At 39.7% G+C, this 24,780-nt stretch carries 21 protein-coding genes and 1 other RNA gene; 18 read left to right on the top strand and 4 right to left on the bottom strand.

Annotated elements, in window-relative coordinates; translation table 11 throughout:
• Nucleotides 1-36: 36 nt before the first annotated feature.
• A complete protein-coding gene (gene yajC, locus FXF36_RS13005; RefSeq protein ID WP_151624770.1) occupies nucleotides 37-345 on the top strand; it encodes a preprotein translocase subunit YajC in 309 nt (102 codons plus the stop codon).
• Between the two features lie 759 nt (nucleotides 346-1,104).
• On the opposite strand, the gene FXF36_RS13000 is transcribed toward yajC, so the two are convergent.
• Nucleotides 1,105-1,968 (bottom strand): putative ABC transporter permease, encoded by an 864-nt coding sequence (locus FXF36_RS13000; protein ID WP_151624768.1) that lies wholly within the window; start codon nucleotides 1,966-1,968, stop codon nucleotides 1,105-1,107.
• A 136-nt stretch (nucleotides 1,969-2,104) separates the two neighbouring features.
• Between FXF36_RS13000 and FXF36_RS12995 the strand changes: the two genes are divergently transcribed.
• The 7 genes from FXF36_RS12995 to FXF36_RS12965 all read left to right on the top strand — a co-directional run bounded on the left by FXF36_RS12995 (nucleotide 2,105) and on the right by FXF36_RS12965 (nucleotide 8,302).
• A complete protein-coding gene (locus FXF36_RS12995) occupies nucleotides 2,105-2,638 on the top strand; it encodes a hypothetical protein (protein WP_151624766.1) in 534 nt (177 codons plus the stop codon).
• Nucleotides 2,639-2,725: 87 nt separating this feature from the next.
• Nucleotides 2,726-2,968 (top strand): preprotein translocase subunit SecG, encoded by a 243-nt coding sequence (secG, locus tag FXF36_RS12990; RefSeq protein WP_090416464.1) that lies wholly within the window; start codon nucleotides 2,726-2,728, stop codon nucleotides 2,966-2,968.
• Between the two features lie 70 nt (nucleotides 2,969-3,038).
• A complete protein-coding gene (gene rnr / locus FXF36_RS12985) occupies nucleotides 3,039-5,297 on the top strand; it encodes a ribonuclease R (RefSeq protein WP_151624765.1) in 2,259 nt (752 codons plus the stop codon).
• A gap of 182 nt (nucleotides 5,298-5,479) precedes the next feature.
• Complete coding sequence (smpB, locus tag FXF36_RS12980) at nucleotides 5,480-5,947, top strand: SsrA-binding protein SmpB (RefSeq protein WP_151624763.1); 468 nt, start codon at nucleotides 5,480-5,482, stop codon at nucleotides 5,945-5,947.
• Nucleotides 5,947-6,498, top strand: a complete 552-nt coding sequence (locus FXF36_RS12975) for a Maf family protein (protein ID WP_151624761.1) — start codon at nucleotides 5,947-5,949, stop codon at nucleotides 6,496-6,498. Before smpB ends, FXF36_RS12975 begins: the two co-directional genes overlap by 1 nt.
• Nucleotides 6,499-6,693: 195 nt before the next feature.
• Nucleotides 6,694-7,035: a transfer-messenger RNA gene (ssrA, locus tag FXF36_RS12970) on the top strand.
• Nucleotides 7,036-7,162: 127 nt separating this feature from the next.
• Nucleotides 7,163-8,302, top strand: coding sequence for a D-alanyl-D-alanine carboxypeptidase family protein (locus tag FXF36_RS12965; protein WP_167511385.1), 1,140 nt, complete (start codon nucleotides 7,163-7,165; stop codon nucleotides 8,300-8,302).
• Nucleotides 8,303-8,512: 210 nt separating this feature from the next.
• Here FXF36_RS12965 and FXF36_RS12960 read toward each other — a convergent pair whose 3' ends face one another.
• Nucleotides 8,513-9,163 (bottom strand): HAD family hydrolase, encoded by a 651-nt coding sequence (locus tag FXF36_RS12960; protein WP_151624757.1) that lies wholly within the window; start codon nucleotides 9,161-9,163, stop codon nucleotides 8,513-8,515.
• A gap of 284 nt (nucleotides 9,164-9,447) precedes the next feature.
• Between FXF36_RS12960 and FXF36_RS12955 the strand changes: the two genes are divergently transcribed.
• Nucleotides 9,448-9,975: a GNAT family N-acetyltransferase gene (locus FXF36_RS12955; RefSeq protein ID WP_151624755.1), complete on the top strand. Its 528-nt coding sequence runs from the start codon at nucleotides 9,448-9,450 to the stop codon at nucleotides 9,973-9,975.
• 1 nt (nucleotide 9,976) lies between these two features.
• Nucleotides 9,977-10,975 carry a glycoside hydrolase family 25 protein gene (locus FXF36_RS12950; RefSeq protein ID WP_151624753.1) on the top strand — a complete coding sequence of 333 codons (999 nt, stop codon included), beginning with the start codon at nucleotides 9,977-9,979 and terminating at the stop codon, nucleotides 10,973-10,975.
• 150 nt (nucleotides 10,976-11,125) lie between these two features.
• Here FXF36_RS12950 and FXF36_RS12945 read toward each other — a convergent pair whose 3' ends face one another.
• Nucleotides 11,126-12,214, bottom strand: a complete 1,089-nt coding sequence (locus tag FXF36_RS12945; protein WP_151624751.1) for a pyridoxal phosphate-dependent aminotransferase — start codon at nucleotides 12,212-12,214, stop codon at nucleotides 11,126-11,128.
• Nucleotides 12,215-12,388: 174 nt separating this feature from the next.
• On the opposite strand from FXF36_RS12945, the gene FXF36_RS12940 reads away from it, so the two are divergent.
• From FXF36_RS12940 to FXF36_RS12925, 4 genes are all read left to right on the top strand, one after another.
• The gene (locus FXF36_RS12940; protein WP_151624749.1) at nucleotides 12,389-15,922 is read left to right on the top strand and encodes a DUF5717 family protein; all 3,534 of its coding nucleotides are present in this window, start codon (nucleotides 12,389-12,391) and stop codon (nucleotides 15,920-15,922) included.
• A 127-nt stretch (nucleotides 15,923-16,049) separates the two neighbouring features.
• The gene (locus FXF36_RS12935) at nucleotides 16,050-17,279 is read left to right on the top strand and encodes a DUF5716 family protein (protein WP_151624747.1); all 1,230 of its coding nucleotides are present in this window, start codon (nucleotides 16,050-16,052) and stop codon (nucleotides 17,277-17,279) included.
• Nucleotides 17,280-17,282: 3 nt separating this feature from the next.
• On the top strand, nucleotides 17,283-18,116 hold the full coding sequence (locus FXF36_RS12930) for a tetratricopeptide repeat protein (RefSeq protein ID WP_151624745.1): 834 nt from the start codon (nucleotides 17,283-17,285) through the stop codon (nucleotides 18,114-18,116).
• Nucleotides 18,117-18,140: 24 nt separating this feature from the next.
• Nucleotides 18,141-19,352 carry a hypothetical protein gene (locus FXF36_RS12925; RefSeq protein WP_151624743.1) on the top strand — a complete coding sequence of 404 codons (1,212 nt, stop codon included), beginning with the start codon at nucleotides 18,141-18,143 and terminating at the stop codon, nucleotides 19,350-19,352.
• On the opposite strand, the gene FXF36_RS12920 is transcribed toward FXF36_RS12925, so the two are convergent.
• A complete protein-coding gene (locus tag FXF36_RS12920) occupies nucleotides 19,353-20,438 on the bottom strand; it encodes an endonuclease/exonuclease/phosphatase family protein (RefSeq protein ID WP_151624741.1) in 1,086 nt (361 codons plus the stop codon).
• Between the two features lie 86 nt (nucleotides 20,439-20,524).
• On the opposite strand from FXF36_RS12920, the gene FXF36_RS12915 reads away from it, so the two are divergent.
• The 4 genes from FXF36_RS12915 (at nucleotide 20,525) to FXF36_RS12900 (ending at nucleotide 24,739) form a co-directional block, all read left to right on the top strand.
• Complete coding sequence (locus FXF36_RS12915; protein WP_151624739.1) at nucleotides 20,525-21,757, top strand: MFS transporter; 1,233 nt, start codon at nucleotides 20,525-20,527, stop codon at nucleotides 21,755-21,757.
• Between the two features lie 67 nt (nucleotides 21,758-21,824).
• The gene (locus FXF36_RS12910; protein ID WP_151624737.1) at nucleotides 21,825-22,532 is read left to right on the top strand and encodes a hypothetical protein; all 708 of its coding nucleotides are present in this window, start codon (nucleotides 21,825-21,827) and stop codon (nucleotides 22,530-22,532) included.
• 28 nt (nucleotides 22,533-22,560) lie between these two features.
• The gene (locus FXF36_RS12905; protein ID WP_151624735.1) at nucleotides 22,561-23,250 is read left to right on the top strand and encodes a response regulator transcription factor; all 690 of its coding nucleotides are present in this window, start codon (nucleotides 22,561-22,563) and stop codon (nucleotides 23,248-23,250) included.
• A 121-nt stretch (nucleotides 23,251-23,371) separates the two neighbouring features.
• The gene (locus FXF36_RS12900; RefSeq protein WP_151624733.1) at nucleotides 23,372-24,739 is read left to right on the top strand and encodes a sensor histidine kinase; all 1,368 of its coding nucleotides are present in this window, start codon (nucleotides 23,372-23,374) and stop codon (nucleotides 24,737-24,739) included.
• The last annotated feature ends 41 nt before the right edge of the window (nucleotides 24,740-24,780 follow it).

Genomic DNA, 24,780 nt, shown 5'->3' with positions numbered 1-24,780 from the left:
ATTTGGCCAAGGCCAAAAATTAGGAGGAATAATTTAATGAACAGTTCAATCAGCTTAATTATTTGGGTAGTAGTACTTTTTGTATTCATGTACTTCTTCATGATTCGTCCACAGCAGAAGGAGCAGAAGGAAAAGAATGCGATGATGACTTCACTTGCTGTTGGTGATACAGTACTTACAACTAGCGGTTTTTATGGTGTTATCATTTCTATTCCTGATGATTCAACTGTTATCGTTGAGTTCGGAAGCAATAAGAACTGCCGCATCCCTATGACAAAGACTGCAATCGCACAGGTTGAAAAGCCAGAGGATGCCGTAAAAAATACAGAAGAAAAAAGCAAGTAATTAAATTTGCACGCTATGCGGCTCTACACTTCGTGTGTGGGGCCGTTTTTTTGAGCCCTTTTTATAGTGACTCAGAACCCAGCCCCGCCAATCAACCTGGTCCCGGACCGCCCCGCCATGCCCATTCGCCTTTGCATCATTGGAGTAAAATTGTAGATTCTCTTAAGCTACTGGTTGAGCTTTCTGTGAGTGTCCTTTTATTGATTTTGCACTTCGAAGCCACTGTATTACACTACACAGACACTTTGTAGTTTATATAAGCTTCTCTGCACAAAGCTTAGGATAATTGCGTTCATACTCCATTCACTAAGTGGGAAAACGAAATGTGTTTTGTAGATATAGGCACCACTCGGGATTCACGTCCATGTTCAGCCGCTCGTTCTCCTCGCCATCCGTGGCTCGTCGTGCCTATATCTATCAAAACAACATTTCTTTCCCACTAAGCTCATTCCAAAATCACGCAATTACTCCTAAGTTTGTTGCATAGAAGCTTAATCTAAGATTTATTAGTGTCTGTGTTGTGTATACCGTGGCGTTAGAAGCGCAAAGAATGAAACGGACACTCACAAATAAAGAAAGCGAAACGTAGCTTTAGAGAATCACGATTTTGCGACTGTGCAAAGGCGAATGGGCATGGCGGGGCGGTCTGGGGCCAGGTAAGTAGGCGGGGCTGGGGCATAGTGGATGGAGAAGGTCACAAAAAAGCGGCCCCCTATGTTTAATTAGAGAGCCGCATAGCGTGCAGATGTATGGTTGCATTTATTTTTTCTTCGTACGTAGGAATTCGGAGCCTTTGTCTAAGAGGGCTTTTGTAGAGGCTACTGGGTGAGTAAACTTTGCAATGTGACGGAACTGACCACGCTGTGTTTCAGTGGCGTTGAGAATCCATTGTTTAACAGCTTCGGTTGAGAGCTGCTCTTTCAGTTCGGCAAGTTTATCAGCGTTTAATTCCTTCTTTACAAAGGCGGCTTCCTTACGTCCGTTTACTTTTTCAATACGAGCAACTTTGGCATCGACTCTGTTCGCCTGCCATGCCTCGATACGTTCAGTCATTTGCTTGTTTATCTGCTCGTTTATTCGCTCAAATTCTTTTGCGAATGTGGTCAGTGCTGAAATTGTTAGGGCCATATCCATGCCGAATATAAACATAAATATTAAGGCAAGCAATTCTACGGCAAAATTTGGAATGTAGGATAAGCCTTCAACAACGGGTGGAATGATAATCTGTGTTACGATTATGCCAGCAATTCCAAATAGAAAGGTGAATGGAAGACAGACGCGTCCGTTGATGTTGAGAGGTAAATCAGTGTAATCCCACCATCTGGCGTGAAAACGTCGTTCCAAGACATAGGAGGTGCCATATTCCAGGAAAAAGGAACCTACAGCGCAGCCTATGAATATTATCTGGTAGGAAGGTGCAGGCGTATTTAAACATATGCGTGGAACATCGACAAAAAGAATTTGCGCAAGAGTTGCCCCTACGCCGTAAAGAGGGATGCATGGGCCATATAAGAAGCCTCTGTTTTCCCAAGTTTTCTCGTGAATTGTACAATAGCAAGTCTCATATATCCAGCCCAGGAAGCTATATATGATGAAATATACAAAGTATCTACAAACTAGCATTTCATTACCCTCCCACAGTTAGTATAAATGAAGTGAGTATAAATGCAAATAAACAATATGTGTTCACTGTTTTTTTAGAAAATTGTTGTATTATGAAAGTACCTATAGGCAGGTTTTGTTATGGGTGGTGATTTATATGCTGGGTATTAATTCAATAGGATTTCAGAATTCTCCTTATTCGAATAGTATATCAGGCAATCTTTCAAATCAAAATCAAGGGTCAAGTGCGGTTGCAAAAGAGCTTCATGCTGAAGGAAAAAGTGATGCTTTGGCGAAGAATTACGCGTCTGAGCGTGCAGCAAAAAGAGCGGGCGTAATTGAATGTGAAACTTGTGCCAGTCGAAAGTATCAGGATGGCAGTGATGAAAATGTTTCCTTTAAGTCTGCACAGCACATATCTCCACAGGCGGCTGCAGCCAGAGTTCGAGGGCATGAGCAGGAGCATGTAAGCAATGCTTATGATAAGGCTGAACAGCGTGGCGGCAAGGTTATAAATGCTTCGGTCGCAATTCATACAGCTGTGTGTCCTGAGTGTGGAAGGACCTATGTGTCTGGTGGCACAACGACTACTCAGATTAAGTATCCAAATGAGAATAATCCATATCAAAAGAATAGAAAATCAGCGGATGGAGGAGCCCTTTCTGGAATGAATTTTGATGTTGGTGTATAAAGTATTCCTAAACGCTTGAAAACAAACTTTTGCTATGATATACTTCGTATGTTGCGACATACGTAACACTATTTTTAGGAGGACATTATGCAAACATTAAAGTTAGTTCTTATTATATTATTAATCATCATTTGCGTGGCACTTACAGTTATTATTCTTTTCCAGGAGGGCAAGCAGAACGGACTTGGTTCATTATCAGGTCAGCAGTTCGATTCTTATTGGAGTCGCAATAAGGGACGTTCTCGCGAGGGCTTACTTGTAAAGCTTACAAGCGTATGCGTTATCCTTTTCTTCGTTCTTTCTGCTGTTCTTAATATCGGAAGCTTTTAGGATTTGATTTTTATTTGCCACCCGCATGGGTGGCTTTTCGTATTTATTGGAGTTTTGTTTTAGGAGGAATATGAAAGAATTCGATAAACAGAGACATTTTCTTATGGACGTTTTTAAGAGCCCAGCTTATATACCGATGAAGAAGAAGGATTTGGAAATTCTTCTTGATGTACCAAAGGATAAAAGAGCTGAGTTTGCCGATGTTTTGGCACAGCTTGTTGATGAAGGACAGGTTGAAATAACAAAGCGTGGCAAGTACCAGATTCCTGAGAATCGTCCAAAGTTCATAAAGACAAAGGATCATCGTTCTAAGAAGCCTACCAAGGCGGAGACATCTGCGAAGAAACAGTCTTTGAATGAGGTCGCAAAGCGTGCAAACAGACCTAATAATAAGGATGTTGAGCCAGATATTATTGGTCGTTTTATTTCTCATAAAGACGGTTTCGGCTTTATAGAGGTTGAGGGGCAGGACGAGGATTATTTCGTTGGAAGAGACAACACAGGTTTTGCTATGCAGGATGATATTGTTGCTGCAGTTTTAACATTTGGCGCACCTGGAAAGCGTCAGGAGGCCAGAGTTGTAAGAATTATTACGCATGGTTTTTCTGAAGTTGTTGGAACCTTCGAGAGTAGTGGTACTTTTGGTTTCGTTGTGGCTGACAGCCAGAAGATGCTTAGGGATGTTTTTATTCCTGCAGGTAAGGATATGGGGGCTGTTACCGGCCACAAGGTTGTTTGTCACATTGACGATTATGGAGATGAGAATCACAAGCCAGAAGGACACATTACCGAAATCCTTGGTCACAAGAATGACCCTGGTGTAGATATTCTCTCCATCGTAAAGGCTTTTGGAATTCCTACAGAGTTTCCTGAAAAGGTTATTAAACAGGCATCTACAGTGGCAAAGCCGGTTTCAGAGGCGGATATGGCTGGTCGTAATGATTTGCGAGACCTCTGCGTTGTTACAATCGATGGTGAGGACACAAAGGATATTGATGACGGTGTTTCCCTTGTAATGGACGGGGATAACTATGTTCTTGGTGTTCACATTGCTGATGTTACCAACTATGTTCAGGAGTCCTCGGCACTTGATGTTGAGGCGCTTAAGCGCGGAACTTCTGTTTACCTTGCAGATCGTGTTATTCCTATGCTTCCACATACACTTTCAAATGGCATGTGCTCATTGAATGAGGGTGAGGACAGGCTTGCGCTTTCTTGTATTATGACCTTTGACAAGAAAGGAAATCTTGTTGATCATGAGATATGTGAGTCAGTAATCCATAGCAATCATCGAATGACTTACACCAGTGTTTATGCCATTATGACTGGTGATGAGGCGGAACGAGAGAAATATTCGGATGTTTTTGAAATGATTGATAATATGTTTGAGCTTTCAAAGATTCTTCGTGCTAAGCGAAGGAAGAGAGGCTCAATTGACTTTGATTTTCCTGAGACACATATAATTATCGACGAGGAGAATGGTAAGGTCGTAGGCCTTGCACCATATGAGCGAAACGATGCTCACAAGCTTATTGAGGATTTCATGCTTGCAGCAAATGAAACTGTAGCAGAGCATTTCGCGCTGATGGAATCACCATTTGTATATCGTGTTCACGGAGCACCAGATCCTGAAAAGATGCAGGGACTTGCTCATTTCCTTGGAGCCTGTGGCTATTCCTTTAAAGGAAAGACTGATTCTGTTAAGCCGAAGGAAATCCAGAAAATGCTGGATGCATTATCTGGGCATGAGGACGAGGCAGTCATTACAAAGATGACACTTCGTAGTATGCAACAGGCTAAATACGATGTGGAATGCAAGGGACACTTCGGACTTGCAGCTCAGTATTATTGTCACTTCACATCGCCTATCAGACGATATCCTGACTTGCAGATTCATCGCATTATAAAGGACTATATTCGTGGCAGAATGAATGAGCGTAAGCTATCTCATTACGAATCGATTTTGCCTCAGGTTGCTCTTGATACAAGTAAGCTTGAGCGCAGGGCTGAGGATTGTGAGCGTGAAGTTGATAAGTTGAAGATGGTTCAGTTTATGAAGGAATTTATCGGTCAGCAGTTTGAAGGAAGTATCTCGTCAATTACGGGCTGGGGAATGTATGTGGAGCTTGAGAACACCGTTGAAGGTCTCGTACATGTTTCAACCCTATATGATGACCATTACGAATTCTTTGAAGATAATTTGACTCTCGTTGGTGAACGCACCGGACGTACCTTCAAGCTTGGTCAACCTGTCACCGTAATCCTCGACAGCGTCGACGAACAAGCCCGTACGATAGATTTTATTTTAGAAGAATTTCAAAGATTTTAATACTTAGATGAGGTGGTAGTAGACAATCTCTGAGGTCTCTGAATGAGGCATGTAGCCGAAATATGATCCCAAAAGGATGATTGCTTTAGCAATCAACTTTTGTGGTCTAGTAAGCTTTAGCTTACATCTAGTAAGAGACTCTCAGGATTGTATACGTAACCACCGGACTAGGAGAATTAGACATGAATAAAGAAGGCAGAAAGATAATTGCAAATAATAAGAAGGCTTATCATGAATACTTCATGGAGGAGGAATACGAGGCTGGAATCGAATTGCATGGCACTGAGGTAAAATCCATGAGAATGGGCCAGTGTTCAATCAAAGAGGCTTTCGTAAGAATAGATAATGGCGAAATGTTCATCTATCAGATGCATGTTAACCCATATGAAAAGGGCAACATCTTCAATAGAGACCCACTTCGTCCTCGAAAGCTACTTTTGCATAAGTCAGAGATAAATCGACTTTTGAGTAAGATAAAGGAGAGCGGATACACTATTGTCCCTCTAGAGGTTTATCTGAATAATGGACTTGTAAAGATAAAGATTGCTCTTGCAAAAGGTAAGAAATTATATGACAAGCGTGCAGACATTCAGAAGAAGGATATGAAGCGCGAAGCAGAAAGAGACTTTAAGATAAGGAATTTAGGCTAATGAAAATAGTACTTGCATCAGGCTCACCTAGAAGAAGAGAGCTTTTAACACAGGCTGGGATTGAATATATTGTTGATCCTGCAGATATAGAAGAAGTTACAAAAGAAACAATGCCAGACAAGGTTGTTGAGGATTTAAGTAGACAAAAGGCAGTGGCAGTTGCTGCAAAGCACACTGGTCAGATTGTTCTTGCTGCTGATACTGTCGTTGCTTATGATGGCAAAATTCTTGGAAAGCCAGCAGATGAAGATGACGCATTTAGGATGCTGACCGAGCTTTCTGGCAGAACTCATCAGGTGTTTACAGGTGTGACTATTGTGGATGCATCGGGTGATGCTAAGACTTTCTCTGAGTGTACAGAAGTTACAATGTATGAAAACTCTCCAGAGGCTATTAAGGCTTATATTTCAAGTGGAGAACCTATGGATAAAGCTGGAGCTTATGGTATCCAGGGATTGGGAGCAGTGCTAGTTGAAAAAATCAATGGTGATTACAACAATGTTGTAGGATTACCGCTTGCGAAAGTATACAGAGTACTATATAATGTGTAGTGCTTATGAGCTAGTCATGGTTTCGACATAGTGATATGAAAAGCTGACTGAAAGGAAGCTTGTTCATATCAGAAACCTGTATAGTCATTTATTTAAACTTTGGGCTAGTCATGGTTTCGACATAGTGATATGAAAAGCTGACTGAAAGGAAGCTTGTTCATATCAGAAACCTGTATAGTCATTTATTTAAACTTTGGGCTAGTCATGGTTTCGACAGGGGTCATGCAGCGGAAGAAGCGAGTCCCACGGCGATGGGTTAAATGGCCAAACTTAAAATTAAACGCTAACGATAATTTAGCATACGCTGCCTAGTTGCGGCAGTCTGACCTAGGGCACCTACACCTTAGGACCCAGACTTCGACTCTGTAGGAAACGACGCTATCAAAGCTTTGAGATAGTGGGCGTATTATGAAGCTACTTAAGCATGCAGCTTGTTTGTGGGCGTCATGTGGAGGGAATGCAAAAGCATAAACTACACTCGTAGAAGGGCCGGGAATTGGCTTTTGGACACGGGTTCGACTCCCGTCTAGTCCACTAAAATCCGATTGAGTTTTCAATTGGATTTTTTTTATTGGACAATTGTTACGAAATATTTGTTCTGAATTGTGTTATGTGATATCACATGCTACACTTTTATAAAGGTTTGGGGAGAGGAAGAGTTGTTATGACAAGAAGAAATTCAAATATGTCTTACGAAGAACGTAGGGCTTATCGAAAGCGCAAAAAGTTAATTCGTAAGATTCAGGTTTATTCTGAAATGACACTGATTACACTTGCAATTGTGATTAGTGGCATTCTTATTATTTCACACATTAAAGGCAAAGATGATGGAGCACTTAAGGTGGATGCAGAGGAAACTGTGTCAGTGGAGGAGCCTGCTGTTGAAGAGGAACCAAAGGGACTGAAGGTTTCTTCACAGGCTGATACTGAAGATGTGGTTCCTGAAGAGGATGAGGTTGAAATCCCGGAGGAAGAAGTTGCGTTAGCTGGTGATTATTCTGCGAAGGCTACAGAAGGGACAACCGAGATGAATGGTGATATTGTCAGCCAGTATGGAATCCTTATTAATACAAAAAGTAAGGAAATTGTTGCAGGTAGAAACTATTCCGAACGTATCGTTCCAGCTTCTATGACAAAGGTTATGACAGTTTTAACAGCTGCAAAGCATCTTAAGCCAGAACAGCTTGATGAGAAAATTACTATGAGTCATGAGGCAATTGATTATTCCTATGCTGGCGGAGGCTCTACATCTGGCTTTGTTGAGGATGAAGAGGTAACAGTTAGAGATTTGTTCTATGGAACGATTTTGCCATCCGGTGGTGACGCTGCTGCTCAGCTTGCTATTTATGTAGCTGGTGATGTAGACAGCTTCGTAAAGCTTATGAATGATGAAGTTGCTGCGCTTGGCCTTAATGGTTCAACTCATTTTACAAATCCTGTGGGTTTTCACAATAGCGAACACTACAGTACACCTTATGATATTGCAATCATTATGATGGCCGCACTTGATAATGATATCTGTAAAGAGGTCATTACTACCAAGGTTTATAATTCAACTGCTACAAATGTAAATCCTGAGGGAATTACCATATCAAACTGGTTCCTTAGGAGAATAGAAGATAAAGAATTTGGCGGAGAGATTGAAGGTGCCAAGACAGGATACGTAGACGAATCTGGAAGCTGCGCTGTAAGCTCCATGATAAGTTCGTCCGGTAGTGAATACATATGTTGCACTGCAAAGTCCACTTCGTCATGGCGCTGTATCTACGATCACGTTGATATTTATAAATCGTACGCAAAGTAGTCAATAAAGCCCGTTGGTTACGGCTACAAGCTTGTCCGCCTGTTACACCTACAAGCCTTGAAATCCGTTGGTTACGGCTACAAGCTTGTCCGCCTGTTACACCTACAAGCCTTCATTCTCTTACTTCGGCTAAATGCCTCATGCAGAGAACGAAGAGCTTGATGGCTACAGGCTCATAGAATTATCGAATTAACTGCAAAACAACAATTATTACTTGATAACCTCGAGCAACGACTTGAACGTATCTACATACGCTACGGGATGGAATTGTTCGAGCACATCCATGTCGCGAAATCCGTAGGTGCAGAGCACGTAATCGAGACCAGCGTTTTCGGCAGTAGTAGCATCTACTTCTGAATCGCCCACGTAAAGGACCTTAGACTTGTCGGATATTCCTAGTTTCTTAAGAGCAATTTCGATTGGTTCTGGATCAGGCTTACGCTTGTGGTTACCATCATCGCCTATCACGATATCGATGTGAGGTCTGAAAAAATCATCAAGTAGGGATTCACTGGCTGTCTGACCTTTGTTGGTCACGATGGCCATTTTTATACCCATTTTTTCTAACTTTTCAGTGGTTTCGATAACAGTGTCATAAGGCTTTGTTTTAATGAGATTGTGAGTATTGTAATATTCAATGAAATTATCAAGGAATTCATCAAATCTTTCATAGTCTTCATGCTCAGGTAATGCTCTGACAACAAGTTTTCTCAATCCGTTTCCTACAAACTGACGAACCTCTTCCAGCGAGCGGGTTGGCTGACCATATTCTGTAAGAGTATGATTGATTGAGTCACATAAATCCTCAAGTGTATATAAAAGTGTACCGTCTAAATCAAATAGTATAGTGTCGTATTTCATGTCTGCCTCCGAAAATTATGACTTCTTGTGGGCTACTTAAGGAAAAAGCCCACAAGAACTTGGCTTTGCCAAGCAATATTTTCTTTCAGAAAATATTGGTCCATGTCCGGTTCTTGATTTTCTGAGGAAAATCAAAAACCTATGCTTTTACTTTGATGTTATAAGTTAAAAATACCTTTTTGTAAAGGTGAAATATTACCAAGAAATCATGTTGTAACAGATTGAATTATATCGGTAGCTTTGTTATCATTTTAAAATACACAATTATTTTTTGGAGTTGCAAAATGGAATTTACAATCAGAGATGCAGAGGCTAGTGATGCATCTGCTATTCATGACATATATGGATATTATGTGGACAATACATTCATCACTTTTACAGAGGTTAATCCTCCTGTTTCTGAGTATGAGCAAAGCATCGTAAATACGAAGCTGAGATATCCTTATATTGTTCTTTGTGATGAGACAGGAGTCGTTATTGGTATGGCTTATGCAGGTCAGATCCGTCATCACGATGCTTATAGATTTTCTGTTGAGAGTACTATATATTTATCACCTGATGCTCCAAAGAAGCAGGGCCTTGGTAGGATGCTTTACAGTGAACTGGAAAATAGATTGTCGGCTATGGGCTATAAATTCATGTATGGCGTTCTCACCGATGATAATTACGCCAGCATTGGACTTCATGAATCTATGGGATTCGAAAAGGTTGGTCATTTTACAGATATAGGATATAAATTCAAGACTTTGAAAGGAATAGTGTGGTATCGCAAGCAGATCGGAGATTTAAACGATATGACACTTCACATATAAAATGAGAAAGGCTTTTAGATATTTTTTTATATCAATTATCTCGATAATCATTACATTGATTGTAGTGGGGGTTATTTATATTGTTGTTGACACTCGAAGCAGGATTGAGGTTGAAGACGGTCAAACTTATTCCAGCGAAGAGGTTGAGAAGCTTGTAGATGAGGCAAAGGAAGAGGGACGTATTTCAGTTCTTGAATCTATACGCGAAGCTTTGGAAAATGGGAATACTGTGATTTCGGTATTGAAATCCTTTTACCCAGAGTACATTGTTGTTGCTGCAAATCAGAAGTATAACTTCGTTCCAATCAAAGAAGAGCTAAACAAGAATGCCTTCAATATTGATAATCTTCAGGAGGATGAGACGACAGGACGCTACAGCTATATCCAGGATGGTGTTACAACGTCTAAGTTTGGAATTGATGTCTCTTCACATCAGGGAGATATTGATTGGCAGGCTGTTAAGGACGATGGAGTTGAATTTGCATTTATTAGAGCTGTCTATAGAGGCTATGGAACAGGAAAGCTTGTTGTGGATGAGAAATGCATTCAGAATATTGAGGGAGCTCAGGCTGTTGGAATTGATGTGGGGGTTTACGTCTTTTCACAGGCTGTTAATCAGGCAGAGGTTTTGGAAGAGGCAGGCACTGTACTTGATTTGCTTCAGGGATATGAACTTCAGCTTCCAATTGTTTTTGATGTGGAAAAAGTTAGTGACAGCGAAGCCAGAACAAATACTCTTTCAGTAGAAGATAGAACTAATCTCACGAAAGCATTTTTAGAAGCTGTGAAAAATGCTGGTTATCAGCCAATGTTTTACCACAATACAGAGATGGGAGCTATGCTTCTTGATTTGACTCAGCTCACTGAGTACCCTAAGTGGTTTGCAGGCTATAACAAAGAATTCTATTGGCCATACGAATACAATATTTGGCAGTACTCAGAGTCTGGGCACGTGGCCGGAATAAACGGAAACGTAGATTTAGATTTATGGTTACAGTAAAATAAAGCATCCTACATAGACTTCATTAGCGCGAGCAGGGGAGAGCCATGCCAAGCCTGGGAGGGACCTACACCGGGCGGGTGGGGCCCAGGCTTGAGTATGGAGGGTGCCCTGCGGGAGCACGTTAACCTATGTGGGATGCTTTTTAATTTAAGCTAATAATTCAGTTACGAGCTTGTCGTTATCGGCGGGATTCATGAAGCAGAAGCGGATGTAGTTCTCACCCAAATATGGGAAGGTGCTGCAGTCGCGAATCATGAGTCCTTTTTTTATGCATCTGTCGAAGAGTTCCTGACTGGTAAGACCGTCTTCAAGTATTTTTAGAAGCATGAAATTACCTTGAGGCCAGTAAGGCTTAAAACGGTCAGATTCCTCAAAGATTTTGAAGAGTCTTTCACGCTCGTTCTTGATAAGATTCTTTGTTTCTTCAATATACGAAGTATCTTTAAACATTAGATTTCCGGCAACAACCGCAATAGAATTAATTGTCCAAGGGTCCTTACGCTGATTAACCTTTTGCATCAAGTCTGTATTTGAGCAGATAGCATAGCCAAGACGTAGTCCAGGTGCAGCGAAGAACTTGGAAGTTCCTCTCAAAATTGCTATGTTACCGTAGGTTCTTGTGAGCCCGACAGAGGAAATCTTGTTCACGTTTTCTGCAAATTCCACGTAGGTTTCATCAACCATTACAAAAATGTCGCATTCCTTGCAGGCATCTAAAATTAGGCGCATATCCTTATTGTCGATGGCTGTCCCGGTAGGATTATTTGGGTTGCAGATAACAAGCATATCGATATCTTCGGAAAGCTTACTGATAAAATGGTTTGGGTCCAGGATAAAATCGTTTTCTTCCCGAAGAGGATAGTAGATTGTTTTACCTCCTCCAAGGGCAATTTCGCGCTCGTATTCAGAGTAAGTTGGTCCCAAAACTAAAGCTTTACTTGGCTTTAAAATCTGAATGAAAAGGGAAATAAGCTCAGTTGAGCCATTTCCTACGATTATATTCTCTAACTCAGTGTTGCAATAGCTGGCAATACTGTTTCTAAGTTCAACGTAATCTCTGTCTGGATATGTGGTGATGCAGTCTATGTGTTTTGCAATACCGTCCCTTAAAAGGGGAGAGATTCCAAGAGGATTTACATTTGCTGAAAAGCTAATGATATTCTCTTTTTTAATTCCGTAAATTTTCTCTATTTTTTCTAAATCACTGCCGTGAAAATGGTCCTTGTGTTTAATCATTGTAAGCCTCCTTAAAGACGCAAGTTTCTTTTGGAAATTATAATATCACTTAGTCCTGCACATTTCCATAATTTCGTTGTTCAATACGTTTGAAAACACAAGATGTTGTGCTATACTATCATATATATGCTTGGGCTAGTATTACATTCGCCCAATATCACGAGGAGAATTGTTTTGAGAAAAAGAATCTATCGTATTTCCGAAGATAAATTCGACGACTTAAAACCTGATATAGAATTTGAGGCAGAGCAGATTGAAGAGACCTGCTTTGTTAATGATGCTTTTTCTGGAACTATATTTTTCAAGAGCAATAATGATGTTCGAATTCGTGGTGTTATCTACTGCGACAATCCTTATGTGAAGATTGTGGACCCATTGTTTGACGGGGTAAATGTTCGCATAGATTATTTTGTTGATGATTATAATTTTAAGGTTTCTGAAGCTTTGACTGGCAATTTCATAATTGTTGCAGTGGGAGTGGAGAAGACCATTCCGTTTTCAATCACCTATGTGAAGCGTCCATTGATTTGTTCTATTGGTGAGATTCGTACACTTCAGGAGTTTGCAGATTTTGCCCAAAATCGTTTCACGGAAGCAGTTTCTCTGTTTTACTCAGACAGATTTGCTGATTTTATTGCTGGTTTTGACAAGCGAACACGTCTTATTTATCGTGGCTTTAAAGCGGCGCCTCTTGCAGCTGTCAATGTGGATGAATTCCTTGTTTCCTGTGGCCTTAAGACCAAAATGTCCTTCAGTATTAATGAACGTCAGGACAGATACTATGAGGTTTCGGAGAATATCCGCGGTGAGATTGAAATCAGTCGTTCTACATGGGGCTTTATTGACATCGAAGTCACCTGTGATGCGGATTTCGTTTCCGTCGAAAAGGAACACATTACTGGAGATTTCTTCCTTGGCTCTATTTTTAATATGAGCTATTACATCCACAAGGATAAAATGCATGCCGGACTTAATTATGCAAAGATTTCCTTTGATTACAGGGACATGCACAAGGAAATCACAATTCTTGCCACCGCAGACAAGGAAGGAACTACGCTTGAATCTGATAAATATTTCCAAAATCGCAAGGTCTTGAAGGCCTTCCGTCTATACGAGGATTTCAGACTTCGTCGTGTTTCTACTGGCGATTGGTGCAAGCAGTCTCTTGAAATCGTTACTTCCTTCGATGAGGATTCAGTTAATGATAATTTCCTTTTGCTGTTGAAGGCATTTTTGTATGTGACTAATAATCAAAAGCAGGAGGCTCTTTGGATTATCCAGGATTTGAAGCGCACAATAGAGGATAAGAGAAGCCGCGACTGGGCGTTCCTCTTGTATATTTGTACGCTGATTGAACGTGAGGAAGAGTATGTAGACCGTCTCACCGAAAATATCGAGGGCATTTTCAGAGAGCATAATGACGACCCTCACATTTTCTGGTTTCTGCTGTTCCTTCGTAAGGAATATATTAAGAATCCAACTGCAAAGCTTAGAGATATTGCGAAATGGGTTGATGAAGGCTGGGATTCACCGCTTCTTTATATAGAGGCATATTATATTTTTGTTCAGGATCCATATCTCATTACTACACTGAACGATTTAACCATAAAGGTTTTGAATTGGGCTAAAAAGAAAAATGCAATCACCAGAGAGTTTGCCATTCAGATGATGCATGTTTTAGAGACTGAGCGCAATTATAATCCAAAGGTGCTTCCTATACTTGATGCCTGCTATCAGATTTATCCAGACAGACAGCTTTTGCTTGATATAGTTACATATCTTTTGAAGGCTCCATTTGTTGAGGACGGTTTTCTTCAGTGGTATCGTATGGCTATCGAGGAAAACCTTCATGTTTCAGGCATTTTTGAAGCTTATATGGATGCGCTGCCTTCATATTCGGTGGACAAGCTTCCTCAGCTTCTTACCATGTTTTTTAAGTACAATAGCAATTTGTCTTATGACAAAAAGGCTTTACTTTATGCCAACATAATTCTTCATAAGGATGAGGATTATGATACTTATGAGAAATATGAGAGTGCAATTGAAACCTTCGCTTTAGAACAGCTGAAGCTTGGCAGACTTGATGACAACCTTGCTGTTTGCTATCAGAGACTTTTGGAGCTTGGAATCTTTGATAAAGAGGTCGCCAGACTTATTTCTGATCTTTCCAGCAAGCAAAAGATTGCTGTTATCAATCCAGAAATCCGAAGAGTTTTCCTTTATCAGGAGGAATACCGGGTTCCTACCATTGCAAATATTTCAGACCACAAGGCCTATATTACTAGTACAGGCAGCGAAGGTGTAATCTTCCTTGAAGATAATAATGGATTTCTATTTGTTGATGATGAAGCCTATTTGACAGAAGAGGTGATTCACACAGAGGGTTACGACCAGAAGCTTCTTGAGCTTACACCTCTCAACTTATCCAAGGCTCTTTATAGATTTACTAAGACTCAGAATAATGTTGACTATACTGCTGAGGATGCTACTGCCGCAGAGATGATTCTTAAGTCAAAGCAACTTTCACCAGATTATTTGAGCCAGCTTTATCCAAAGCTGATTGAGGTTCTCAGATTCAATAATCAGGAAGCTGCAATCGAGCAGTATTTTATGGACGAGGCAGATTTGAAGTCCCTAAAGGCAGATGTAATTGCTTCTGTTCTGGAGGTATTTGTTACACGAAGCAAGTACGAGGAGGCCTATTACATGCTGAAGCATACTAATGCCAGCATGCTTAAAGACTCTGTGACTACAAAGCTGTGTCAGTATCTGATAAATCAGAACCCTGACAAATCTGACGATTTCCTTATTAATTTAACCGCTGGCCTTGTTATGAAAGGCATAGTTCATGGTGACATGGTTCGTTATCTGATAAAGTATTTCGTTGGACCTACTGAGACAATGCTTCGTATATACGATTCTGCATTTGATAATGGGGATGATGTGGTTGAATTCGCTGAACGAATTATCACACAGGCTTTGTATCGAGATATTATCACGGAAGATATTTTAAAGGTATTTGACACCTATATTTCCCGTAGAAATAACAAGATGATTGTTGAGGCCTTCTTAACCTATGAGGCTCATGATTATCTTTCAAATCAGGCGGATATTCCTGAGACGATTTTCGCCTATATATACAATCGTTTCAAGCGTGGCCAGAGTGTAAACGAAAGCATGCGAATTGCACTTTTAAGATATCTTTGTACAGCAACTGAGCTGGATGAAGACGACTTAGATATGCTTGATATACTTCTTGCAGACGCAATTCTTAGAAATCAGTATTTTGGTTTCTTTTCAAAATGCAATGAGCGATTAAAGATAAAATATCATCTTTACGACAAACATTTTATTGAGTTTAATGCAAAGAAGCGGAAGGCACTTACAATCAATTATTCTATAAATGGGCAGGAGATTGCCTCTGAGGATATGATTGAGATGTATGATGGTCTTTATGTTAAGCAGTTTATTCTCTTTTACGGAGATGAGCTTAGATATGAAATCTACTGCGATGAGCTTTCTGATGAGCCATTGAAGGCAGAGACTTTTGTGCTTAGCGAAGAGATTGACGATGGTCAGGGACGTTACGCATTAATGAATAGTATCGCTCGCCACAGTCTCTATGGAGAAGCATATGAGCTGGCCGAGGATGTCAAACGTTACCAAGGCCTTGATAGCGTAACCCGCGATCTATTCGCGATACTGTGATTATCGATTTGAGAAATTTAGATGAGCTGGTAGTCTACAAGCTCTGAGGTCTCTGAATGAAGCATTCTATAGCTGAATGAAGAGACTCTCAGGCTTGTAGGCGTAACCAGAGGACATGGAGTTTTAAATGACAGAAGGCACATATGTGGGAATAGATATAAGTTCTAAAACCACTGTATTAAGCATTTACAATTCGAATATGGATGAGCCAGCTACTATTAGCACAGTCTTGGGCCAGGAAAGCTATTCCATTCCTACTGTGCTTGCCAAGCGTATCGGCATGAGCCAATGGTTCTTTGGTGATGACGCCATAAGACATAGCCGCCTGAAGGAGGCAGTGCTTGTGGAGGAACTCTTTAATCTGGCACTTCGTGATGGCCAGGTTGTGATAGAGTCAGATACTTACAGCGCCAGAGATCTTCTTGTAATCTATTTTAAGAAGCTGTTTTCAATCCCAGGTCCAATGGCAGCTTTAGGTCAGATTGAAAAGCTTATTATCTGTGTTACGCAGATTAATCTTGAAGTAATGGAGCTGATGAATTTTGTGGCTTCAAAGCTTGGAATTAATCAACATCAGGTTATGCTTATCGATAGAAATGAGTGCTTTTATCATTATGCGCTTTCACAAAAGCCAGAGCTTTTCCTTTACAATGTTGCACTGTTTGACTATAGCGGTTCAAACATGATTTCATGCACACTGAATCGTAACCAGACTACACGTCCACAGCTTATTACTTTGAATGTCACTAACAATGGTGAGCTCGGCGACAATAGGGATGAGGATTTTGATGATATTATCACCCGGACTTTTGGCAGCCAGCTTTTTTCCGCCGTTTATCTTGTGGGTGAGGGCTTTGATGGCGAATGGATGAAGGTTAGCCTTTCACATCTTTGCCGTGGCCGAAAGGTTTTCCTTGGAAAGAATCTTTATTCTAAAGGGGCCTGCTATGCTGGATATAATAAAGATGGTAAGAGAGATTGGCCATTTATTTATATTGGTGACAATGATTTAAAGCTCAATCTATCTATCAAAATACTAGAAAACAATGTGATGAAGTTCTACACACTTATTGATGCTGGTCAGAGCTGGTATGATGCAAATGGTGAGTGTGAGGTTATTTTGGATGGTGAGCCGTCAATTGAGTTTTTCATTCAAAGGCCAGAGTCCAGAGAGGCTCATAACGAGGTATTAGAGCTTACAGATTTGCCAAAGCGTGAGAATAGAACTACACGACTCAGAATCAATGCCAGACCGGTTTCGGACGTGGCAGTTTCAATTTCAATTACAGATTTAGGATTTGGAGAGATTTCACCTGCCTCAGGAAAGACTTGGGAGCACACGATTACACTTGATTAGTCTATGAGTACATTAATTTTTTGTAAAAATGCGTTATCTTACACGCCATATTATATCGAAGATGCTTCGCTGAATGTCTATTCACTTGAGGAGCTTAGCTATTACATGCTAAACAATGTTTATTTGCTATCAACGAAGCTTATGAACGCTGAGCTTTGTAACTGGATAGGCAGAGAGCTTAAACAGCCAAAGCTTGCATCAGAGCTCTTGGAGCTTGTTCAAAACAATGCGCCATTACACATTTTCGTTGGTCATATTTTGAGTGCTAATGGATATGCAACTCAAAAGGAGATAAAGGATACTTTATCGATTATAGCCACCTTCGAAAACAAGTCTGAGGCTGAACGGAAGAAAATGCGTGCAGACAGACTTATGGCAAAGAACATGTTTGTAGATGCCATTTATGAGTATGAAACCCTTCTATCAGAAGATGTAGCCAAGACAATTCCACGAGTTGTGGAAGGAGATGTCTACCACAATTTGGGCTGTGCATTTGCAAAGCTTTTCTTCTTTGACGAGGCTATCAAGTGCTTCGATGAAGCATACAAAAAGAATCAAAAGAAGCAGAGTCTTAATTGTCTCTTGTATTCAGCTAGATGTATGAGAAACAAGCAGGTCTTTGACGAGTATGTTTCTAAGTATCTTGTTTCCAAGGAAGACGTTGACGACATCCTAAAGACGGTTTCAGTTGTCACATCAAAGGAAGAAATAATCGAGTTCGACAATGCTATAAATGAGCTTGTGAGTGATGACAGTAAGCGAGATAGCGCTATATCTACAATTACTGGTATTGTAAAGGGTTGGAAAGAGGACTACATTAAATTCTGTAAGATATAATCTTAGTGTTGGGGAGATTTGGCTATGGGATTTTTTACTAATCGAAAAAAGAAAAAGGAAGAAAGGACCGCTCTGATTGATGATGCGTTCAATCGCGTTTACAGTCAAATAGAGGACATTGACAGCTGGGAGGATCCCAAGAAACTGGAGCACTACATTCTTGATTCCTGTGAGCAAATAATTGCGTCTACCAAGGCGATGGAACGCCAAAAGATGGAATATAGAATTGTGACCAGATATCTTAACGATATTAAGGCCATTGAGAATCTTCCTAAGGAAACAGCCAAGGATTTGAGAAACACCGCAGCTCAAATTTGTGAGTTGGAGCAAAACATTCTTGAGGCCAGGGCTATACAGCGAAATATTACTGACGAGCAGTTTGAAGTTATGTCGTCAGACGAGGATGATATGCCAGATATTATCAATCGCTTTTCTGCTGACGAAATCTATCAGTCAAAGCTTAAGAGAAATTTGGCTGGCCTTGAGGGCGAGAAGAGTAGATGGGAGATTGAACGGGAGGAACTTCAGGAACAAAGTAGATTATTTAAGCATATGGCTATTATTGTGCTTACATCATTTATGACCCTTGTGATTCTGCTTTATGTTATGTATATGGCTACAAAGGTAGACGTATCATTATGGGCATTATTAGTTTTGTTTATCTGCGCAGTTAGTGGTTTCATCATTTTTCTTCGACAAAACAAAATTGCCAGAGAAAGTCGTGTGGCTTTAGTGCATCTCAATCAGGCAATTAGTATGCTCAATGTGGAACGTATGAAGTATGTTAATGTCACTAACAGTATTGAGTACACAAAGGATAAATACTTCGTTAATACATCTGCAGAACTCCAGTATGTTTGGGAACAGTATCAGGATAAGATAAGAGATCAGCAGCGCTTTATTCAGAATAATGATGATCTTGAATTTTATAATGACAAGCTAGAGAGAATCTTAGGCAGTATTGGCCTTGCCGACGATAAGATTTGGCTTAATCAGGTTAATGCTCTAATTAATAAACAGGATATGTCTGATTGCAGGCACAGACTTGTAGTTCGTCGCAAGAAGATTCGTGACAGACTTGAGGATCACAGAAAAATTGTTCAAGAGGAAAGAGATGAAATAGATAGGCTCATGACAAGGCATGAGCACTATCTACCAGAAATTCAAGAGATTATTAAATCTGTTGATAAGCTTTGCGGCACTTCGGCAAGCTCAAATGCAAAGATTAAGGCTTAACTATTTAAGCTTAAAATCCATGTAGATTGGGTTGTGGTCAGAATACTTAAAGCCTGTATCCACAACATTTGATTCAGAAACCTCTACATTTGAGGAAACAATAAATCCGTCTATTGTGATTACAAAGGAATTCTCATTGTAAGGAGAGTCAGCGTTTCTGCATGAAGGAACAGGATTATTTGGATCAACAGGTTTTACAACTGTAAAGCAAGAATCCAGTAGTTCCTCTGGGAAAGCAACTGCCCAATATTGATCCTTAGCGGAGGTTCCAAAATATTTTGTGGAATCACCGAGGACGTCTTTGTTCATATCGCCACCTGCGATTACATAGTTGCCAGCCTCAACCTCTGCTAACATATCCTCGTTAAGCATCTTAACCTGGTTGTCAGCAGTGGACGGATCAGTTGTGTAAGCTGAAAGGTGAACATTGTAAAGTACAAGATAAACGCCGCCTTCAACTGGAATATAATTCTTTGCATAGCATCGATCCAAATCTATAAGCTTTGACAAGCCTTCCTCAATAGGAAGTGAACGGCGGATTGCTTTGCTAATATTTACGCTTGAAATTGTAAATTCTCCAGCCAATGTTTTACCGTGTGGCTGAGTTATCGGATACATCAAAAATGGACTGTCATAATTTATTGAAAAGGTTGTGCTGATTTTATCAGTTCCGGTCTTCGCAAGGTTTTCAAGAATGATATCCTTTTCATTTATGTGATAGCTTCGTGTAGAATTTAAATCAACTTCCTGAAGAAGGATAAGATCAGGATTCAAACTCTTGATCACATCAATCGAACCATTAATATTGTTATAAACAGCTGTTTTTGAAAACGCCCAGGATTCGGTTCCTCCATCCATAAAGAATGAGTAGTCATCTGAGTAAGCACCGAAGCCAAGATTTCCAGAGGCAATTGTATAGCTTGTATCTTTTTCTAGTACATCTTTAGAGGAATTGTTTTCAATTTCAAGCGCAGTCATATCATCAATTCTGTGATATGAAATAAAGACATAAGCACAATAAATTGCGAATAATACAACGAGAGCTATAATAATAGTAAGCAAGAATTTTAATAATTTCTTTATCATGGTAAAAATCCTTTCATTGATATAATTAAGGTATAATAACACAATTGTGTGATATTTCTATAAAATTTTTAGCAAGGAGAGATAATATGGCAGAACGTTTTAGAAAATCACTGGATTTTAGAATCAATACTCTATATATAATCACCCAGGGGTTGTACTGGATGATGGTTTGTTGTGCGGTGAGTATGGGTTCTGCTTATTTGTCGAATAGAGGTTATTCAACTTTTGCAATCGGATTATTATTTGCTATTTCGTATTTGTTTGCAGCCATAATTCAACAGGTAGTTTCTGTTGCGACTGACAATGCGACTAATTTCGATGTGATGGATATCTTAGGTGCATTAGGCATTATTATTACAATCGATTTATTGATTTCTTTATGCACCAATGGCCATAGCTTTATGACAGGACTAACATTCCTGATTGCTGCAATGCTTACAACTACAATTCAGCCATTTTTGAATGCCTTGAATTTTCACATTGAAAAATATGGGATTGAGATGAATTATGGAGTTGCCAGAGCATCGGGTTCATTTTTCTTCTTTGTAATGAGTCTTGTGGCCGGTTTTTTTATGAAAGCTTTTTCTGTCAAGGCGGCGCATTTCTTCGGATTCTTTATTTCTGCTGGTTTTACTTACATGATTATTTGGATTTTCAGAGAGCTTAAGTCTACTGGAATGAAAGTGAAAAATGAATATGATCCTTTTGAACAGAGTAGCCATGATAACTTTGATATGCGATTTGTTAAGGAATTCATTGATAAATATAAAATGTTCTTCGTATTTCTTATTGGTTTGATGTGCTTTTATTTTGGACACATAGTTGTTAATAATTTCTTATATCAGATTGGTGTAAATGTTGGAGGCAACGAAGCAACTAATGGTGGTTTATTAGCAGTTCAGGCAATCGTTGAGCTGCCAGCTATGATTTTTTATAATAGGCTTCGAGATAGATTTGGAAATAAACTGCTTCTTGGTACTTCTGCAATTTTTTATTTTTTGAAACTGTTTTTCACAGCAATTGCAACTTCAGTTGGAATGCTTTACTTTAGCATGTTGTTCCAATCACTGGCGTTTGCTTTATTTATTCCAGCCTCTGTTCATTTCGTTGATGAGATTATGCCAAAATCAGACGCTGTTAAGGGGCAGGCCTTCGTTACAATTGCAATGACCTTCAGCAGTCTTGTGGCAAGTATTTTAGGTGGCTTAATCATTAATTTGCTGGGCGTTACGGCAACACTTTGGTTCGCTACAATAGTTACTGCTATTGGAGTCGTAATTGGAATTTATGGACTTTTCAGAATAAATATACAAAAATAAGGATAAAAGATAGATTTTTTAATTATAAATTGCTAAAATGACTATATACATATAGTGAAGGAAAGATATGGCTAAGTATAATATTGGTGGATATATCTTTAACGATGAGAATAGTGCAAAGAAAGCAGCCAAGGAGTTAAAGACTGTTGAGTACGTTCTTGGGCAAATGAAGGACGCCGACGAGGAAGGTGTTCTTAAGGTTTACAAGAAGCTTTTGAAGCAGAGACTGTTCTCCACTGAAGTTGGAATGGGTTTTCTGAATCAACTGAGACAGAACCTTCTTGCAACTGGTGATTTCACAGAAGATGATATTCCTCCTGTTTATATTATAGAAGAATCCGTATCTGAACCCACGACACAAACTAAGCCGAAAGAGAGACCTGCTTCTGACCCAGTGCTCCCTCCAAAGTCAGAGCCTAAAGCCACGACAGAGACCGAGGCTCCTGCTAAGGAGAAAAAGGTTAAAGAAAAAAAGGTCAAAGAGAGAAGGGAAAAGAAGCCTATCAGCGAATCTGATATAGGTATTGTGAAAAGGCTTCGCTTAATAAATAGGCTTTTGACAGTTTGTGTCATCGCTTTACTCCTTTGTGTAATCGGTATGTTCTATATTAGTTCTACTATTAATAGCCCGACAATACTGAATTACAAAGAGGCTATTACTGACGAATATGCATCTTGGAAACAACAGCTTGATGACCGAGAGAAGGCTCTTGATGAGAGAGAGGCCCGGCTGAATGAACGGGAAGCAAATGTCAGTGATATAGAAGGTAACTAAAAACTATTTCAAGGATGGGGTTGGTGTTATGTCGAAAAACAAGATTCTTGTGGCTGATGACGAAAGCCGAATGAGAAAGCTTATCAGAGACTATTTGGTAAGGGAAGATTACGAAGTTGTAGAAGCTGAAAATGGTGAGCAGGCTTTAGATATGTTCTACATGGATAGTGAGATTTCACTTATCATATTGGACGTTATGATGCCTAAAGTTGATGGTTTCGCAGTCTTGAAGGAAGTTAGAGAGACTTCATCAATACCAGTTTTGATGCTTACAGCTAAGGGAGAGGAAAATGATGTCCTTAATGGCTTTGAGTTAGGTGCAGACGAGTATATTAACAAGCCATTTTCTCCAAAGATTTTAATGGCTAGAGTTAATGCAGTTCTTCGTAGAAGCACAGATGACTCACTTGGCAAGAAGGTTGTTGAAGCAGGTGGCATTCAGCTTGATGTTGATGCTCATGTGGCAACCAACGACGGAAATCCAGTTGAGCTTTCCGTTAAAGAATTTGAACTTTTATATTACTTCATTAACAATGAGGGTATTGCTCTTTCAAGAGAGAAGATTCTCAATCATGTTTGGGATTATGATTATTTTGGAGATGCAAGAATCATCGATACTCATGTTAAAAAGCTTCGCAGTAAGTTAGACGATAAGGGAAATTACATCAAGACTATTTGGGGCATGGGGTATAAATTTGAAGTCGACGCAAAGGTCTAATAAAATTAATCGCCAGATTGTAGGATTGTTAGGGGCTGTAGTATTAGCATCGCTAATAGTAGTGAGTTTCCTAACTTCCTGCTTTTTAGGCGATTATTATATTTTTGAGAAAAGAAAGGACATGAGAGAGCTGTACAAGCTTGTGTCCTCTAAATGTGAAAATGGTCAGCTTTATGGTAAGGAATATGAGCTGGAAAATATAGCTTTATTTGATAGGCATTCTGTATCTGTCATCGTTACTGCTCCTGATGGGGAATCTTTAATCGCCTCTAATGTAGATCCAACTATACTTTCAGAACAGTTGAATTATACGTTGCTTTCAGATGATGAAAATAATCAGGTACTTGAGTCTAATGATAATTATAGAATTATTAGGCAGCAGATACCGTCCATTGATGATTCTTTTTTGATTTTGTTTGGAGTTATGCCTGACAATAATCTTATTTTCATGAAGGCGAATACATCCTCCATGGAAAATGTAGCAGGCATCACAAATAAGTTTCTTTTTTGGATGGTTGTTTTAGATTCTGTTGTGGCAGTTTTGATTGGTAGATATTTTATTGCCAAATTTACAAAGCCATTGTTTTCTCTTATCAATATTACAAAGCGTATTTCAAATTTTGATTTTGATGCTACCTATCATCCTCAGGCAATCTATAACGAGATGGATGATTTAGGTGAACATGTAAATGAAATGTCCACTACATTGAAGCGCGCTATCGAGCAGCTTCAGCTTGCCAATGAAAACTTGAAGCATGACCTGGAGTTAAAAGAGGAGACGGAGAACATGCGTAAGGAATTTGTTTCCAATGTTTCTCACGAGCTTAAGACTCCAATCGCACTGATTCAGGGATATGCCGAGGGACTTCAGGAAGGCATTATGGATGATGAGGTCAGCAGGCAGATTTATCTTGATATCATAATTGATGAGGCCAACAAGATGAATCGTCTCGTTCGTGAGATGCTTGTCCTTAATCAGCTGGAGGCTGGTCAGATGAATATTGATGCTGTCGATTTTGATTTAACAGAAATGATTGATAGTGTCATTGAAAGTAATAGAATCAATCTTGAAGCCAACAACGTTACATATAGCTTTATCAATAAGGAAGCATGCTATGTTCATGCAGATGAGTTCCTTGTTGAACAGATCGTAACAAACTTTGTCAGCAATGCGATTCACTATGTCCTCAACGAAAACATTATCACGGTTAGATATGATTTTATGAGGAAGGGCAAGGTACGAATTAGCGTTTTCAACTCTGGAAACAACATTGCCAAGAAGGATATTAAGCGTATTTGGGAGAAATTTTACAAGGCTGATAAAGCGCGAAGCCGTGAGTATGGTGGTAGCGGAATCGGTCTTTCTGTAGTTAAAGCTATAATGGAATTATTACACGAAAAATACGGTGTTGAGAATCTTTCTAATGGTGTTGAATTTTGGTTCGAATTATCCTTGGCAAAAGACACAAAAATCAAAGAAAATTCATAGAATTTTCTGATTTTTCACATTGAATGGGACACATTTTAATG

The organism is Pseudobutyrivibrio xylanivorans, assembly GCF_008935055.1.
GTDB classification, from domain to species: domain Bacteria; phylum Bacillota; class Clostridia; order Lachnospirales; family Lachnospiraceae; genus Pseudobutyrivibrio; species Pseudobutyrivibrio xylanivorans_A.
This window is presented reverse-complemented; position numbering and strand designations above follow the sequence as displayed.